A 15,262-nucleotide genomic window follows, 5' to 3' on the forward strand; every position below is an offset into this window, starting at 1 on the left:
TCGCTCTCTTTGGGCGGATTCTTATGAATTACAATTTTTTCTAAAAAACATTTTTTTGTTTAAACCAAATTCATTGGCTAGGCTAGCCTCTTGACCATACACCGGTTTAAAAACTCATCCATTTTGAATATAGTTTACTTTAAAAATGCTTTTGTCCGTTCAAATTGAGGGTTTGTAAATAAATCTGCTGGATGACCTGATTCGACAATTTCTCCGTTGTCCATGAAAATAACGTTGTTCGCGACTTCTTTTGCAAATCCCATCTCATGTGTGACAACAACCATAGTCATATGTTCTTCTGCTAAGTCTTTCATTACTTTCAATACTTCCCCGGTTAATTCTGGATCTAAGGCAGATGTTGGTTCATCAAAAAGTAAAATCTCTGGATTCATCATTAATGCACGAGCGATTGCTACTCGTTGCTTTTGTCCGCCTGATAGATTTGCTGGATAAGCAGAAGCTCTGTCTGTTAATCCAACTTTCTCCAACAGCTCTTTGCTTCTAGCTTGAATTTGAGCAGCTGATTCTTTTTTTGCCATCTTAGGAGCAAGTTCCAAATTTTGTTTTACTGTTAAATGTGGAAACAGATTAAAATGCTGAAAAACCATCCCCATTTTCGAGGTGATTTTTTTGATTTCCTGCGAATTGGAATATACTCCATCCTTCACTAAATCATCGCCATCAATCCGAATGCTGCCTCCTTGTATATTTTCTAAGTGTACAAGACTTCGGAGCATTGTACTCTTGCCGGAACCTGAAGGACCGATTACTGCCACTACATCGTTTTTATTAATATCAAAGGTTATTTGCTTTAATACATCCAAATTGCCGTATGACTTTTTTAGATTAGATATTTCCATAATAGCCATTTTTCATCACATCCTTTTTATTCGAATTTAAATCTTCGCTCCACCCATTTAAATAGTATTGTTAATAAAAGCGTCATGAACAGATAAATAATTCCCGCCACAAAAAATGGCGTAATGGTAAAGTCGCGATTGACTGCCGTCTGCGCAAAATGCAGTATTTCTGGAACAGCGACTGCATAAAGCAATGCGGTATCCTTAATCAATGTCACCGATTCATTGGCAACAGCAGGAAGTGCAATTCGGAACATTTGCGGTAAGACAACACGTGTTGTTGTCTGCCATTTATTTAAACCAAGTACTTGTGAAGCCTCATATTGACCTTTATCAATAGCCAATAGCCCTCCACGAAAAATTTCCGCAAAATACGCTGCATAATTTAAAACAAATCCTAATGATGCCGCAACAAAACGATCCAACACCATATATTCCCCTATTCCAGGAATCATTGGCAAACCAAAGCATATAAACAATAGCTGCAGCAATAGTGGTGTACCGCGCATTACATAAATATACGTATGTGCGAACCAAGCTAAAGGCTTTATACTGCTTCTTACAGCAAGTGTTAAGAGAAATCCTAATGGAATAGATAGAATAATTGCTATTAAGAATAGTAGAATTGTTGCCTGTGCCCCTTCTAACATGGGCTTAAGTATGGAGAGTAAGTACTCAAGTGACATAAAAATTATTCCTCCCAATAAACAAAACAGGCCCCCTCTAGGAACCCTGTTTTTTCCTCTATTTATTTAGTCGTTACTATTAATTTAATACTTTTTCTTGACCAAACCACTTTTTCGAAATGGAAGCAGCAGTACCATCTGTATTCATCTCATCTAGTGCTTTTTGCAGTTTCTCTAGCAGTTCTTCATTCCCTTTTTTCACGCCAACTCCATATTCTTCTGGAGTAAGGGATTCATTTAGAACTTTGAAACTGTCTTTTTGTTTTGTCATGTAATAATCAATAACTACTTCATCAATTACAACTGCATCCAAGCGACCGGATTTTAGATCATTTAAAGCCATTACATTATCGGAAAACTCGGTAACTTCTTTGATTTTTGATTTAATTGGATTTGCATCCAAAGCATCAGAAGCAGAAGAAAGAGATTGAAGACCAACAACTTTTCCTTTTAAGTCATCTAGTTTTTCCAACTTAGAATCTGCCAATGTCACAACAACTTGGGCATTTTTTAAATAAGGCTTTGTAAACAACACTTTCTTTTTGCGATCATCTGTAATTGTATAGCCATTCCAGATAAGGTCAATTCGACCACTGCTTAATTCAGACTCTTTCGTCTTCCAGTCAATAGGTTGAAATTCAACTTTAACACCCATTTTTTCAGCTGCTGCTTTTGCATAATCAATATCAAAACCAACGATTTTATTATTATCATCTCTAAAACCCATTGGAGCAAATTTATCATCAATGCCAATTATCAATGTATTTTCGTTTTTGTCCTTTGTAGAATTAGAACATCCAGTAAGAATTAAAAATAATGCTGTTATGCTTAGAATCATTGTTGCTAAACGTTTCATCTTGTAAATACCACCTTTAGAAGAGTTGAATTTTGCTATAAAACTTGTATCGTTCATTCTTTTATCTCATCATTTCCTAGGAAAACCACTCCTCCTAAAAAATCACTCGACTCTTATAGAAATACCTATATATACATAAAACACTTTACTCCGATAACATATTAGAGTAATAACGAACTTTTATAATCTATCATGAAGTAAAAGTTCATGTCAATGAATTTTTTAGTATATTAGCAGACTAAAGGATTGTTTTTTTCTGTCCGTATTCTTAACAGCTATTCCAACTATTATTTTTCAAATTTGGAAAAGTAATTACAATCATAATGGAGGAAAAACAATGAAGAATCAGGCTGTTTATTTGAAAAAAAACATTATTAAAATTAATATAAATTAACAAGAGTGTTGATTATCCAAAATTAGACAGAATTATCCTATGAAACATTAAGTAGCTTTTTTAACTAGTACATTTTACCTGATTAGATTTGAAAAGGATGAATCAGAACAAAAACTACAGAGAAAATAGGGAAGTTTGTCCGATAAAAGGGCAATCAGAACAAAAATCCAAAACTCAGGATCCTGTCCCCTAGTACACGAAAAGCATTACCATAGTGGGGAGAGGCTTCAGAATTTTTAAAATTTTTTAGGGAATTATTGGTTAATTAACACACCTGATAAATTAAGTGGTAAATAATTCTTAAGGAGCGTAACAATGATAAAAGGACTTTATGAAGTGCACTTACCCGTTAGTAATTTACAACATTCCATTCAGTTTTATGAAAACCTTGGATTACAAATGGCCTACGAATATGAAAAAGTTGCTTTTCTTTGGATTGTTCCAAACAAAACTTGGCTAGGTCTTTGGAAAACGGAGATTTCTAAAGACAGGGAGCCTGCCAGTTTTCCAGGTAATGGTCGGCATTTAGCTTTTGAAGTGGATTTTGATGACATGTTGAAAGCAAGTACCTGGCTAACTGAAAAAGGTATCCGTCTTCGGTCGCATGGTGGCTTGGAACCATTGGAACCAATAGCTAGACCACATCAGCAGAATGTATCCATTTATTTTAATGATCCAGATGGCAACGCTTTAGAATTGATGTGTAATTTGCCTGAGGGAAGCCCGACTGAACCGAGTAAAATGATGTATTTGAGTCAACTTGAAAAACTTGTATAAAGATAACTCCAAATAGCCACTCTACATAAGAAGTGTAGTACGGCTATTATTCTTTTATCATCGAGTCAAGCTAGTTCATATGAATGGTGATAACTACCTCATGAAAAACCGACAATATATATTTTAGTTCAACAAATATATAAAAATCATCTTTAACTGGATAACGGTCTCCATTAAAGTTTATTGTCAGGGGTCATATTGAAATGTTGAAGAACCAAGCACCCTCAAGTTAAAACTTTAAATCACTTATTTATCTTCATTTTCCACTACATATTTAAGCTTGGCAAGCTTATTATTCCAAAATTGTTCGTAATAGGAAAGCCACTGTTTTACTTCTGATAATGGCTCTGGGTTCAGCTGATAGATTTTTTCTCTGCCTACTTTTTTGCCACTGACTAAACTTGCTTCTGCCAGTACATGGAGGTGCTTAGCAACTGCCGTACGACTTATAGGAAATTGAGCTGTTATTTCAGAGATAGCTAACTTGTCGTTGGAAAGCAATCGAAGAATCTCTCTTCTTGTTGGGTCGGCAATAGCTTGGAATACATCATGCTTTAATGCTGACACTTAACCTTCAATAACCTTTAAAAGTCGTTCATTAACAATACTAACCCAACCATGATCCATTCTTTCACGAATAACAGAGCTTTTCTCGTTTGCTTTCGAAAGAACCGTATCTGGAGTTTTCCATCCGCCATGAATAAGTGTAAACTCTGTTTTATCACCCAATTCTTTTAATAGAAAAGAAACGATCCAACCATCTGTATCCCATGAAAATGATAGCTTGTTCGGTTCATTCACTTCTAATACCTTACATGGTGATGGACCAAATGGAGATTGTACATGAAATTCGTGCCCTACTGTCGGCTCAAAATCATTTGGCATGAACCATGAGGCAATCCCATCAGAAGTAGATACCGTATCCCATACCTTTTGGATAGATGCTTCAAATACGACTGTTTGTTTAATATCTTGTAAAGTGTCCATTATTATTTCTCCTTTGTATATAGTTTAAACAACACCTTTTGGTTTCACGTCAAACTTGAGTTATCTTATTTTGAACATTCAGTTTAACACTCTTTCATATACTATTAGAGCACTACTCTGTCAAGGACGTATTCTCCCGCTGAGCTATCAGTACTCGCCAAAACGTTGATTTAACAACATCTCCGTTCATTCTGCTACCACCATTATACAGAAATGACTGCATCTCATCAACGCTTTGTGTCAACATATTTAAAACTATATCCTGAAGGGTGAACTTTACCTGTATTCAAGTAATGATGTATCGTAGGTTGCTTAATATCCAACTGTTGACTGGCATATTTTACGGATTCAAAAACAATTTTTCTCTTACCTTTGGTAGCCATTATTTGTCTGCCTGCTAATACTTGCACCACGAACTCTGGCTTTGAACTTTTCATCTTTCCTTTCTCCATTGCACCAGCACCAATTATGCTTATCCTGATAGTAAGCCATTAAAATCATTTCACATTCGTAAGCTCGCCTATCAGATTAATAACGTCCAATGATTTCCACATCGAGCGCTCCATTATGTTCCGCAACAACCTCGTGCCATTTTTCTGGTCGATTGCGTGTTTCATAAGCCCTTTCTGGATTTCCACTAAACCAATTTGAGCCAATATAAAAAATAATGTCTGTGTTTTTAATTTTGTGAGCGTAAACGTAGTATTTCATTAATTAAACCTCCAGCAGAATAATATCTGCTGGTATTGTATTGATCCAATTTAATTTGTAAACTCACTGGACGGTCAGCTTTTCATTTATTTATGAAACCTTAACCAATCTATTTCGAACATAAAAAGAACACCAGCTCAACGAACTGGTGCAATCCTGTTACAAATATGTTTGTAACATTTTGATTTGGAAAGCTCTAAGGTTATCCGAATAATATTTATAATTCAAAGCAGATGCTACAAAAATTATAACTTGCAAGATGAGCCCAACCCAGAAGTAAACATTATAGCCAAAGTCAGATAAATGAGTAAAAATGATAATTGCAGTCATTATTAGTGACAGCATGCTACTTACAAACAAAGCTCCTAGAGCATGTATTGTGCCTAACAAATGTCTGTATCTGCCTTCCAGATATGTTCTTGTGTCAGCATCTCGATTAATTAACATTGCATGCCACACATATTCAAAATGAAAATAATCTTCATTTTTATTTTGTCCCCAACCATCAGGCCTTGGAAAGTTGGGAATTTTCCTAGCAATTTTCACATAATTTTTATTTGAGTTGATAACCCAAGAGCTTCCAAAATAAATTTGGTGTAATAAGTAGCCAACAGGTACACCGATGGCAGTTAATGATAATAACAGCGTTAATCCTGTTTTTAAATCCACCATTTTTGTATCTAACGGATTAATCCCTTTGAGGAACAGGATTGATTATTGCAGATGAAATGAGCCACTTATGCGGAGTTTAAAGCCAGTCATTGCGGAGAAAAGAGCCACCATTTGCGGAATGGAGAGCCATTATTAATAGAATCATGAAAACCTCTTGTATAATTATGTTGCATGCATTCAAGCATGACACTAATATACAGGAGGTTTTTATCGTGCTTAATTGTCGCAAGATTCTGGAACTTTATTTTGAAGGAGTCAGTCAGAGAACTATTAGTTCTAGCACTGGACATTCAAGGAATACTGTTTCTGATGTCGTTCAACGTGCCAAGAAACTTGGTGTGGAAAGCCTGAACGATACAATGACCAACCCATGGCTAGAAGCTTTTCTTTTTCCAGAGAAACAAGCTATAGAGAAAGGTTACTTCCCGGTTGATTGGGAAAAAGTCCATAAAGAGTTACAAAAAAAGAATGTCACCTTGACTTTATTGCATCACGAGTATGCGACAGAAGCACGTGGTGGTGGAAAAATTCCTTATGCCTATCGTACTTACTGTGAAAACTATGGGAAATATGCGAAGAAGTATAAGTTAACCATGCCTATTCGAAGAAAACCAGGTGAAGTTATGGAGGTAGATTGGGCTGGATCTACGCTGCAAATAATTGATCGCTCAACAGGAGAAACAATTCCAGCATATGTTTTTATTGCGACCTTGCCTTATAGTCAATTCAGCTACGTTGAAGCATTTTTAGATAGGAAATCAGCTAATTGGCTTATTGCTCACATTCATGCATTGGAGTATTTCGGGGGAGTTCCTGAAACGTTGGTTCCCGATAACTTGAAAACAGGGGTTACAAAAGCACATCGAGAAGAGCCTCTTCTGAATGAAGCCTATCGTGAACTTGCAGATTATTATTCTACTGTCATAGTTCCGAGCCGTGTTCACAGGCCGAAAGATAAAGCAAGCGTCGAAGGGACTGTTGGATATATTTCTCGGCAGATTATCGCTCTACTAAGAAACTATCATTGTTTTCATATCGAAGATTTAAATCAAAAAATCTTTGAAAGGCTAGAGGAAATTAACACCATTGATTTTCAAAAGCGACCTGGTTCGCGTAAAAAGGTGTTTGAGGAAGAAGAGAAATCCTACCTTCAATCGCTTCCTCAAACACGGTACAAACTTGCAGAATGGAAAACAGCAAAAGTTCAACTGAACTACCACATCCAAGTTGAACGAATGTATTATTCCGTTCCATATGATTATGTCCGAGAGAATGTCGACATACGACTAACCACGGATTTAATTGAAGTTTACTTCAAAGAAGTCCGTATTGCATCCCATAAACGATTAAAAGGTGAAATTGGTCAGTTTTCTACGAACACAGACCATATGCCTGATAATCACCGATTATATCTAGAACATAATCCTGATAATAATCGGCAGTGGGCAGAAACGATTGGACCGTCCGTGACAAAGCTGGTTTCTTATATCTTAGAAAAAAATGTGGAGAAAAAGGCATTAAATATCCTTAGTACACTTAGGAATCTATCAACAAAATACACAAAGGCAGACATGGAAAAAGCAACAGAAACATTACTTGAAATATCAACAAACCCAACGGTTTCTGTTTTAAAAAGTGTATTGGAAAGAATGAAGAAAAGAAAACAAAAACAAAATATAGATATTAGCACCACCTCTGATGATTATGGATTTATCCGTGGGGCTAAATACTTTGGGAGAGAGAATAAATGATGAATCAAGAGACGTTACGTAAATTAATAGAACTGAAAATGGGTGCGATGGCTGAACTATATAAGCAACAAGGACAGAATAACGATTACAAGAGTATGGACTTTGATGATAGATTCAATCTGTTAGTAGATTACGAGTATGATAGACGGAAATCTAATAGACTAGAAAGATTAATTAAGCAGGCAACATTTAGTGATCCAACAGCAGCCATTGAAGATATTGAATATCATCCTGATCGTAACCTAGACAAGAAGCAAATACTAGAGTTAGCAACAGGAAATTACATTCAAAACCACCATAACATTATTTTAATGGGAGCCTCAGGGAACGGAAAAACGTGGATATCAAACGCCTTTGGTGTCCACGCATGTCGCCAATATTACAAAGTAAAATATATTCGATTACCAGAATTACTGGATGAATTAGCTGTAGCAAAGTATGAGGCAGATGGCAGTTTTCGTAAGTTGATTCAAAAATACAAAAAGATTGATCTATTGATAGTAGATGAGTGGTTATTAACAGAGCTGTCAGAAGAAAATGTACTCCATGTGTTGGAAATTATTGAAGCTAGGTTAAAGAAAGCATCTACTATTTTCTGTTCTCAGTTTTCTCCAGAAGGATGGCACTCGAAACTAGGGCAAGCACAGATAGCAGATGCAATTCTTGACCGAATCGTTCATGATTCCTATAAGATTCTAGTTGATGGCGAAGTTTCGATGAGAGAACGTCATGGGTTGAGGGTATCTATATGATTCCCTCCGAAGTGGAAAATCGTATAGCAAGGTATTTTATGCATAGGTATTTGCCCGATCAAGTGAGGGTAGCAGTTGAAGAGAGATTATTACCCTCCTGCATATGGGATGAGGAAGAGAATTTAGATCATGATGAACTGGTTCGTTGGGCAATGGAGATTATTGATAAGCAATTAGGAGATAAAAGATTCAGATAGTACAAATGGCCATTGGAACGAACCTTGTTCTAATGGCTTTTAATAACGGTGGCTCTTCCTCCCCGCACTTACTGGCTCAGATGTCCGCAAACAGTGGCTCAAAACTCCGCACTGCTGGCTCAATCTATCCGCAATATTCAAACAGGATTTCATAGAACAGCCAGAAAATCAGTATCCAGCCAGGAATCCCCCAGCGAATTAAATGTTTTGTTTCAAATTTCATTTTTGAAACTCATCTCCTTTCGTTATTTGTTTTTCAACAAATTCATTAAATCCTTTTTTAAAATAAAAAAACACCCTCAAGGGTGCCTTTTTAAGAAAAAATTAATGCAGCCACTAACAAATTCAAACCGTTGTTTTCAACATTGAACTTTCTTCTGTAATCACTGCCATTGTATGTGTTAAACCATTCCTCAAGGTATTCCTCGGTTTCAGGTTTCTTTGCAAAGTCAGCTAAATCAGGTATGTCGTATTTTTCGCCCAAATATTTGAACAATGTACGATTTAAGCATTTTTCTTCAACCAAACTGATCTCTTCTTTAGCTCCATTGTCGATTAAATGATTAATCAATAATGTTGGAAACTGCAATCCTTTACTACTCATAATATTACCTCCCCAAAGGACATTTTATTTTGATTCTTTCTTACATTTATTTAACATTATCTCAATGGCGCTTTCTTCCGAAAAAGTATCAAGGTGAGCCCATTTTATTTCATCCCTATTGTATGTTGTGTAAGCATATCCGTAAAAACCTTCTTTATCTACATATGCTAGTTTTATTTCTCAATAGTATGTGACTTCCATAAGACTAGTTTGTTGCACCTTTTCTATATGAAGAAAGCTTTTGATTTCATTTACAGCCATTTTTATCACCTCCCTTTCACCTATTCGACAAATGGTTACATTTTCCTGCAAAGAAAAACCACCTAGCTCGTAAAAGCTGACGGTCTGTAGTTCAATTATTCTTCTTCTTTAACTTTATCCCGTATTTCGTCTGTAATGTCTGCTAACAAATCCAAGCTATCATGTATGTTATTAAGAAACTCTGTTGAAGTTGTGTAATTGCCAATAGACATTGTTATTGTTTGAGAACCGTCAGCGTTATTAACTCGTTTATAGCCAGAGTCAATTTGATTCGGTCTGTAATTATGGACGATATTATTTCGGAAGTCCTTCACCTGTTTAAATATAGCGTTGTTTGGTAATGCCACCAAGTAGTCATAAAGGTCTTTATCTGCTGTTTCAAGTTGTTTTAATACCTTGTTTCGGAATCCCAAAGCAGGCTCTATATCAAATTTGTATTTAACATTAATAATATGATAAACAGCATCAATTAAACCTTCAAACCTTGTGTAATAACTGTCCATATAAAAGCCAAACCAATATAAGTGTCCATGATGTTTTTCGTCGAAGTGCGGAAAATATTGAACACTTATACCATTTTCACCTGGCGACTTAAACCATTCTTCATCTGGAATACCAGCGTCATAGTAAGATTTTAACAAAGTGTAATTAACCCTCAAATCAAATGCTCTGTTATTAAATTCCTGAAGCAAATAATGAAGGTTCATTCCGTAATAACTTTCATCAAAATTCAAGATGTTGAAAGTTTTCTTATCTGCATCAAAAGCAATTTTATTTAATGTCTCAACTTTATCACCGACTATTTTGAGCCAATCCTCTTTGTCGGGATATTTTGCGTAATCGTATATATCCAAAAAATTCACCTCACATATTTTATATTGGTTAAATTCGCCAATAAAAGACATTTTTCCTATGCACAAATAAAAAACGTGTTACAAATTTTGTAGCACGCTCATTTATTCTTTGTATATTCGGCCATCCATTCGTCTTGCATGGCTGTTATGGCTTCGGCTCGTTGTTCAGCTCGTTCCTTCATGATTGGTATTCTTGCTTCCATGACAGGATCTTTCGGAAACGCTGCTTGTAGGAATTGAATCATCATTACAGTTATTAATAAAATCATCGCTACGGTCAAGCCAATGTACGTGGCTATCGTTTTAATGTTGTTCATTGTAAGTACCTTCGATGTATGATTGACCGTTAAGCTGTATTTATATATCAATTTAACAGGCAATTTTTCTTTCATTATATACTCCCCTTCAGTTAAATCCCATAAGTTAATAACTTGGCACAGGCGTGTTGATTAACCAATAAAATCCAAAAAAAGCACACAAAAAAGGACACTTTTCTTGTAGAATGTAATTTGCAGAAAACAAACTCAAGAAAAGGTGTCCCTATGAAGAAGAATACCATATTCCCGAATTTACTTCAAAAAATTGTTTTAGAAGAAGAACTCACATCCATTCAAACAGCTATTGGTTATATAGACACGGCTCGTAAACTGGATATGCTAACGTTGATCAAGTACTTAGTCTGCGCTTCAATGAATGAATTTAAAAGTTACCGTCATTGTGCAGATGTAGGTGTACAATATGGATTGCCACAAATTGACCATTCCACTCTCTCAAAGAAAGCTAGTCACATGGACTATCATATAATGAAAAAACTCTTTGATTTAATCGTTTCTAAATGTAATCGAATGACACGAAGAGCATTAAATCTTTCAAAGGAGCTTCTTCTAGTAGACTCCACTACGATTACTGTGGGGAAGTCACGTCTGCCTTGGGCGCTTTATCATGGGGAACGCGCAGGCATCAAATTGCATGTTAGCTATTCCCCACTCACTGAAATGCCTCTTCAAGTCGTTGAAACGACCGGGCTTGTCCATGACGGGCCAATTGGTGAACAATTGGTTGATAGACGTTTTATCCTAGTGGAAGATCGAGCTTATTTTAAGATCAAAAGAATTGACCAGTTTACGAAAGAGCATCAAAAGTTTGTGATTCGTATGAAAGAAAATGTGGAGATTTTCAGGCCACATGCTTTAAAACGTCTTGCGAAAGCTGGATCATCTGTTACACGTGATATCACCTGTAAGCTAGGCACAAAGCAATCCCGTTCAAAGGAACGTCATCGGGTCGTCTTTTTTCAAGATGATCATGGCAAGGAAATACGAGTTGTCACCAATCTCATGAATGTTGCACCAGAAGCCATCGCCGATATGTATAAAGCAAGATGGAGAATTGAAACGTTCTTCCGATGGATCAAACAGAACTTAAATGTTCCTGTTTTATTTGGCACAACGAAAAATGCCGTTTTTAATCAGCTTTTCGCTACATTAATCGCTTATGTCCTATTAAAATGGCTCTATTCAAAGACATTAAAAGGGCGAATATTCAAAAAAATATCGTTTGCCTCGTTTCAAAGACAATGGCTTGAAGACAGTCTGCCTATAGACTGGCGTTCTGAAATAGCAGTTGTTTTGAAAAACTACAGGGAAACTCAAGGGATAAGTCTGTCTAATTTTGGATAATCAACACTCATGATACTTTTATAAAGTTTTTAAAAAACGACTTTTTCATCTTTAACTCTTCCTCTATTTAGATTAATTAAATTATTTATTAGCTATATTACTATATTTGTAGAACAATAGAGTAATACTTAAAAAGAAATCTAATACTATAGACGTTGTAAAAAAATTTAAACCTAATATTGTTAAAAATCCCCTGACTAAAAATGTAATTTTTCAATCTTAATAACGCTGAAGAATGCTTTTATTTAGCCTTCCCAATCAATTGTATGTAACTGTTCTAAAAAAGATTGACCAGCCTGAGGTTCAATCATTTTAATAAAATATGCAACACCATATAAATGATCTTTATAATTAGACTTAGTCACTTTTTGTCTCTCTAAATTATTATGTACTCCATATTTTTTTGAATAATAAATTTGTTGACGCAAATATTTTTTAGTATCCTTAGGTACACTTAATCTTTCGTTTACTACAATGCCTGTAACCATTTGTTTATGATATTGATACTGTACTCTGACCTTCTTCTCATTTACCATAAACCCTTCACTAACAATTATATCTTTAATCAACTTGATATATTTAGTAATTGACTTCTCTCCAGAAAAAGTTATATCGTCAGCATATCTAGTATACGAAGCTCCTATCCTCATTGCTAAATTCAACAATTTTTCATCAAGTTTCACACAAATTAAATTAGAAATATATGGACTAGATGGCGCTCCCTGTGGTAATGAATTTTCATAAATACATAAGCCGGTAAAAATCATTGCTAAGTGTTTAGTATAACCAAATCCCTTAAATAATTGATATACATCTAAATACTTTATTGTAGGAAAAAAATCCTTAATATCAAGATTAATAACACAAGGTTTTCCAACATGGCGCTTTGCATTATCAACTATAGACTTTTCTCTTATAAAACCATTTGCGACATCTAAACAAGGTTTAATATATAGTATATTCTCCAAAATCCACTTTTGAATATACTTTAAATTCTCAGAAGGGGCATGAATAGTTCTAATACCACCATTCTTCTTCTTTAACTTAATTTCTTTATAAAGGGCATCTGAAAGTTGATAATACGAGTATAGTTCATTTGGTTTTATTCCTATTAAACTTGCTAAGTGCCTTGTATCAAAAATCACAGGAAAATTATTACTTAATAAATCTCTCGCGTATGCAGTACATATTTTTATATACTCTTCTGCACATCCAACTTCTTTCATTTTTTTCTCCAATTTTAATAAGTCCATTTTTTTCTCCAATGTATTTTCTACTGGTTCATTATTTTAACTGTATTAGGAAAAAGATGTTTTTGACCTCATGAATATCTTTTTCCTAATCACCCAAAAGTGGTTTTCTTTTGGGTGATTGCCATTGTTTTGCGATCTTCTAAACAATGGCAATTAAGCCACATAGTTATCTTTTTTCACGAATAGCGACTCGCTATTCAATTCTAGAAAATATCATTATTAATTTTTAAAATTTTTAGGAATATAGATGTCTCCTATTTTAATTGGTGATTCAATAAACTTAAGAGTAACTTTATCTTCAAATAATTCATTTATAGATACATCTAATAAGCCTTTGTCTTTAAGTATTGTTTTTCCAGACTCTGAAATTCTCAATGCATTATTAGCATTTACAATAAAACTATTATTTTTCATACTATCTAAACATTTTTTTAGTTGTTTAGTAGAAAGATTACAAAGAGTTTTAATTTCTAAGAATGTATATTGATCTTCATAATCATACAAATATTTCAAAATTAATAACTCCTTATAATCAATCATTATTAGAAAGCCCCCTTTTTTTCATATTATATTTTATTGTACTTTTACTTCTTTTATCTCTTTTATTCATAAAATTTGGTCTATCATTGTTTCTAGGAAATAACCCTTCCCATTTTTTTCCACTATACCAAAAAGATCCTAATGTATTATTTGGAGTATCTCTATAAAACGAGACAATAGCTTGACTATTTTCAAATCCCAATACACAATTATGTTCTAAACCGAATAGACTCTCCTCAAATCCCCTTAATTTTTGTTCCTTTTCAGTATTATTAGTACTAAATATATTAATATTATTAAATGCTTTAGAGTGTATATTCACTGGAATAATTATACAATCAAGTTGCGTTTTTATGAAATAGTCTTCTAAAAATTTTTTTCCTTCTTCTAAAATCTCAATACAGAATATAAAAACTTTAACTTTGGATAATTTCATCCTATTTTTCTTAAAGAATTTCTCTATCGTTTTCCCACTTCCAATAATATCGTCAATAAAGACCACATTAGTGATGTAGTCAAACTTATCAATCTCTAGTTTTTCTATATCATGACTATAAGCGTTTGGAATATCATTTATTATTTTAAACTCTTCTAATAAGTTATTTGAACTATCTATTTTAGAATCATCTTCTATACGAGAATAAATAGTTTCTTTACGATTAAGCTTTAAACCAACCTGTATCTCCATATAAATATTTTCAAGAATCATCTCAATTTGCTTTCTAGTATAATAGTTGTAATGTTTTACTAACTCAATCAAAATTCCCCCTAATTCTTTATTATCTTGGAGTTGACTAACAAATCTACCAAGTTTACCACTGAAGTTTTCTGTTTTTTTATCTACTCCCCATCTCTCAACACACTCGGATGCTACTTTCTGAATATAAGTTAATTCCTTTTCACCCAATTTCTGCACCTCATATCTTTAACTCTACTATCTAAAATAACATATTTTGATAAAATCGGTAATTATTATTTAATTTTATAGAGAATAATATTGCAATTATTAATTTAAAAGGTTTTATTATTAATACATTAGCAAACTCTTTCTAGATCAGAGCCGCTACCTCTGTCAAAACGCTGTCGTTTAGTAGAGTCGACATGAAAATCTACTTAAAGGAATAATCGTGGGAATGCCCTTAAGTCACGCAAAAAAAGAGGTCAGGTGAGTTGAGCCGATGCAGAAAATCAACGTAGCAATCATTAGTCAAGGTCTTTTCTGCTGTTTTTAGACCGGATTGCAAGACTTAGAGGAGCGGGAACGGCTTCTTGCAGCAACGGTTCGGATGGAGTTTCGATTGGTTACGGCCAATGGTGCTTGTCATCATGTATGTGGGCGAAACGGCATACGCTGTCAAAAGCAATGACAAGTTGAAGAGATTCAGGTATTAAACAGCAGCATCATCGGGTTCCCAGCTTTGCACTAAA

General features: G+C 34.5%; 20 protein-coding genes. 5 read left to right on the forward strand and 15 right to left on the reverse strand.

Annotated features, from left to right (window positions below):
• Positions 1-134: 134 nt before the first annotated feature.
• The 3 genes from AC5LWL_RS18145 to AC5LWL_RS18155 all read right to left on the reverse strand — a co-directional run bounded on the left by AC5LWL_RS18145 (position 135) and on the right by AC5LWL_RS18155 (position 2,402).
• Entirely contained in the window at positions 135-869 is a 735-nt protein-coding gene (locus AC5LWL_RS18145; protein WP_493435615.1) for an amino acid ABC transporter ATP-binding protein, read from the reverse strand.
• Between the two features lie 17 nt (positions 870-886).
• Positions 887-1,546, reverse strand: coding sequence for an amino acid ABC transporter permease (locus AC5LWL_RS18150; RefSeq protein ID WP_493435616.1), 660 nt, complete (start codon positions 1,544-1,546; stop codon positions 887-889).
• 79 nt (positions 1,547-1,625) lie between these two features.
• The gene (locus tag AC5LWL_RS18155; RefSeq protein WP_493436656.1) at positions 1,626-2,402 is read right to left on the reverse strand and encodes an amino acid ABC transporter substrate-binding protein; all 777 of its coding nucleotides are present in this window, start codon (positions 2,400-2,402) and stop codon (positions 1,626-1,628) included.
• 709 nt (positions 2,403-3,111) lie between these two features.
• On the opposite strand from AC5LWL_RS18155, the gene AC5LWL_RS18160 reads away from it, so the two are divergent.
• Positions 3,112-3,573, forward strand: a complete 462-nt coding sequence (locus tag AC5LWL_RS18160; protein ID WP_493435617.1) for a VOC family protein — start codon at positions 3,112-3,114, stop codon at positions 3,571-3,573.
• 246 nt (positions 3,574-3,819) lie between these two features.
• On the opposite strand, the gene AC5LWL_RS18165 is transcribed toward AC5LWL_RS18160, so the two are convergent.
• The 5 genes from AC5LWL_RS18165 to AC5LWL_RS18185 form a co-directional block, all read right to left on the reverse strand.
• Entirely contained in the window at positions 3,820-4,140 is a 321-nt protein-coding gene (locus tag AC5LWL_RS18165) for an ArsR/SmtB family transcription factor (protein ID WP_493435618.1), read from the reverse strand.
• On the reverse strand, positions 4,141-4,560 hold the full coding sequence (locus AC5LWL_RS18170; RefSeq protein WP_493435619.1) for an SRPBCC family protein: 420 nt from the start codon (positions 4,558-4,560) through the stop codon (positions 4,141-4,143).
• A gap of 227 nt (positions 4,561-4,787) precedes the next feature.
• Entirely contained in the window at positions 4,788-5,012 is a 225-nt protein-coding gene (locus AC5LWL_RS18175) for a hypothetical protein (RefSeq protein ID WP_493435620.1), read from the reverse strand.
• A 76-nt stretch (positions 5,013-5,088) separates the two neighbouring features.
• Positions 5,089-5,271, reverse strand: a complete 183-nt coding sequence (locus AC5LWL_RS18180; protein WP_493435621.1) for a hypothetical protein — start codon at positions 5,269-5,271, stop codon at positions 5,089-5,091.
• A 159-nt stretch (positions 5,272-5,430) separates the two neighbouring features.
• The gene (locus tag AC5LWL_RS18185; protein ID WP_493435622.1) at positions 5,431-5,943 is read right to left on the reverse strand and encodes a BA5345 family protein; all 513 of its coding nucleotides are present in this window, start codon (positions 5,941-5,943) and stop codon (positions 5,431-5,433) included.
• A 212-nt stretch (positions 5,944-6,155) separates the two neighbouring features.
• Here AC5LWL_RS18185 and istA point away from each other — a divergent pair, with 212 nt between their 5' ends.
• From istA to AC5LWL_RS18200, 3 genes are read left to right on the forward strand one after another with little or no spacing between them, the layout of a single operon-like run.
• Positions 6,156-7,694, forward strand: a complete 1,539-nt coding sequence (gene istA, locus AC5LWL_RS18190; protein ID WP_493435623.1) for an IS21 family transposase — start codon at positions 6,156-6,158, stop codon at positions 7,692-7,694.
• The gene (gene istB / locus AC5LWL_RS18195) at positions 7,691-8,446 is read left to right on the forward strand and encodes an IS21-like element helper ATPase IstB (RefSeq protein ID WP_493435624.1); all 756 of its coding nucleotides are present in this window, start codon (positions 7,691-7,693) and stop codon (positions 8,444-8,446) included. Before istA ends, istB begins: the two co-directional genes overlap by 4 nt.
• Before the next feature lie 38 nt (positions 8,447-8,484).
• Entirely contained in the window at positions 8,485-8,643 is a 159-nt protein-coding gene (locus tag AC5LWL_RS18200) for a hypothetical protein (RefSeq protein ID WP_493435625.1), read from the forward strand.
• Between the two features lie 124 nt (positions 8,644-8,767).
• On the opposite strand, the gene AC5LWL_RS18205 is transcribed toward AC5LWL_RS18200, so the two are convergent.
• The 4 genes from AC5LWL_RS18205 to AC5LWL_RS18220 form a co-directional block, all read right to left on the reverse strand.
• The gene (locus AC5LWL_RS18205) at positions 8,768-8,866 is read right to left on the reverse strand and encodes a BA5345 family protein (RefSeq protein WP_493435626.1); all 99 of its coding nucleotides are present in this window, start codon (positions 8,864-8,866) and stop codon (positions 8,768-8,770) included.
• Positions 8,867-8,956: 90 nt separating this feature from the next.
• Complete coding sequence (locus tag AC5LWL_RS18210) at positions 8,957-9,247, reverse strand: hypothetical protein (RefSeq protein WP_493435627.1); 291 nt, start codon at positions 9,245-9,247, stop codon at positions 8,957-8,959.
• Between the two features lie 356 nt (positions 9,248-9,603).
• Positions 9,604-10,362, reverse strand: coding sequence for a Cthe_2314 family HEPN domain-containing protein (locus AC5LWL_RS18215; RefSeq protein WP_493435628.1), 759 nt, complete (start codon positions 10,360-10,362; stop codon positions 9,604-9,606).
• Positions 10,363-10,460: 98 nt separating this feature from the next.
• Positions 10,461-10,754 carry a hypothetical protein gene (locus AC5LWL_RS18220; RefSeq protein WP_493435629.1) on the reverse strand — a complete coding sequence of 98 codons (294 nt, stop codon included), beginning with the start codon at positions 10,752-10,754 and terminating at the stop codon, positions 10,461-10,463.
• 150 nt (positions 10,755-10,904) lie between these two features.
• Here AC5LWL_RS18220 and AC5LWL_RS18225 point away from each other — a divergent pair, with 150 nt between their 5' ends.
• The gene (locus AC5LWL_RS18225) at positions 10,905-12,041 is read left to right on the forward strand and encodes an IS4 family transposase (protein WP_493435630.1); all 1,137 of its coding nucleotides are present in this window, start codon (positions 10,905-10,907) and stop codon (positions 12,039-12,041) included.
• A 245-nt stretch (positions 12,042-12,286) separates the two neighbouring features.
• Here the strand turns inward: AC5LWL_RS18225 and AC5LWL_RS18230 are convergent, their stop codons facing one another.
• From AC5LWL_RS18230 to AC5LWL_RS18240, 3 genes are all read right to left on the reverse strand, one after another.
• Complete coding sequence (locus AC5LWL_RS18230; RefSeq protein ID WP_493435631.1) at positions 12,287-13,294, reverse strand: retron St85 family RNA-directed DNA polymerase; 1,008 nt, start codon at positions 13,292-13,294, stop codon at positions 12,287-12,289.
• A 219-nt stretch (positions 13,295-13,513) separates the two neighbouring features.
• Complete coding sequence (locus AC5LWL_RS18235; RefSeq protein ID WP_493435632.1) at positions 13,514-13,834, reverse strand: hypothetical protein; 321 nt, start codon at positions 13,832-13,834, stop codon at positions 13,514-13,516.
• Positions 13,827-14,741: a phosphoribosyltransferase-like protein gene (locus AC5LWL_RS18240; RefSeq protein WP_493435633.1), complete on the reverse strand. Its 915-nt coding sequence runs from the start codon at positions 14,739-14,741 to the stop codon at positions 13,827-13,829. The genes AC5LWL_RS18235 and AC5LWL_RS18240 overlap by 8 nt, the downstream gene beginning before the upstream one ends.
• Positions 14,742-15,262: the final 521 nt, after the last annotated feature.

It is taken from the genome of Niallia sp. WK069_GA_01 (assembly GCF_983173855.1).

What these genes read in the sequence shown, in the direction of transcription:
- AC5LWL_RS18205 (WP_493435626.1), bottom strand. Translation starts at nt 8,866, where the DNA reads ATGAAATTTGAAACAAAACATTTAATTCGCTGGGGGATTCCTGGCTGG.
- AC5LWL_RS18230 (WP_493435631.1), bottom strand. Translation starts at nt 13,294, where the DNA reads ATGGACTTATTAAAATTGGAGAAAAAAATGAAAGAAGTTGGATGTGCA.
- AC5LWL_RS18170 (WP_493435619.1), bottom strand. Translation starts at nt 4,560, where the DNA reads ATGGACACTTTACAAGATATTAAACAAACAGTCGTATTTGAAGCATCT.
- AC5LWL_RS18180 (WP_493435621.1), bottom strand. Translation starts at nt 5,271, where the DNA reads ATGAAATACTACGTTTACGCTCACAAAATTAAAAACACAGACATTATT.
- istB (WP_493435624.1), top strand. Translation starts at nt 7,691, where the DNA reads ATGATGAATCAAGAGACGTTACGTAAATTAATAGAACTGAAAATGGGT.
- AC5LWL_RS18185 (WP_493435622.1), bottom strand. Translation starts at nt 5,943, where the DNA reads ATGGTGGATTTAAAAACAGGATTAACGCTGTTATTATCATTAACTGCC.
- AC5LWL_RS18210 (WP_493435627.1), bottom strand. Translation starts at nt 9,247, where the DNA reads ATGAGTAGTAAAGGATTGCAGTTTCCAACATTATTGATTAATCATTTA.
- AC5LWL_RS18235 (WP_493435632.1), bottom strand. Translation starts at nt 13,834, where the DNA reads ATGATTGATTATAAGGAGTTATTAATTTTGAAATATTTGTATGATTAT.
- AC5LWL_RS18225 (WP_493435630.1), top strand. Translation starts at nt 10,905, where the DNA reads ATGAAGAAGAATACCATATTCCCGAATTTACTTCAAAAAATTGTTTTA.
- AC5LWL_RS18155 (WP_493436656.1), bottom strand. Translation starts at nt 2,402, where the DNA reads ATGAAACGTTTAGCAACAATGATTCTAAGCATAACAGCATTATTTTTA.
- AC5LWL_RS18220 (WP_493435629.1), bottom strand. Translation starts at nt 10,754, where the DNA reads ATGAAAGAAAAATTGCCTGTTAAATTGATATATAAATACAGCTTAACG.
- AC5LWL_RS18145 (WP_493435615.1), bottom strand. Translation starts at nt 869, where the DNA reads ATGGCTATTATGGAAATATCTAATCTAAAAAAGTCATACGGCAATTTG.
- AC5LWL_RS18175 (WP_493435620.1), bottom strand. Translation starts at nt 5,012, where the DNA reads ATGGAGAAAGGAAAGATGAAAAGTTCAAAGCCAGAGTTCGTGGTGCAA.
- AC5LWL_RS18160 (WP_493435617.1), top strand. Translation starts at nt 3,112, where the DNA reads ATGATAAAAGGACTTTATGAAGTGCACTTACCCGTTAGTAATTTACAA.
- AC5LWL_RS18200 (WP_493435625.1), top strand. Translation starts at nt 8,485, where the DNA reads ATGCATAGGTATTTGCCCGATCAAGTGAGGGTAGCAGTTGAAGAGAGA.
- AC5LWL_RS18150 (WP_493435616.1), bottom strand. Translation starts at nt 1,546, where the DNA reads ATGTCACTTGAGTACTTACTCTCCATACTTAAGCCCATGTTAGAAGGG.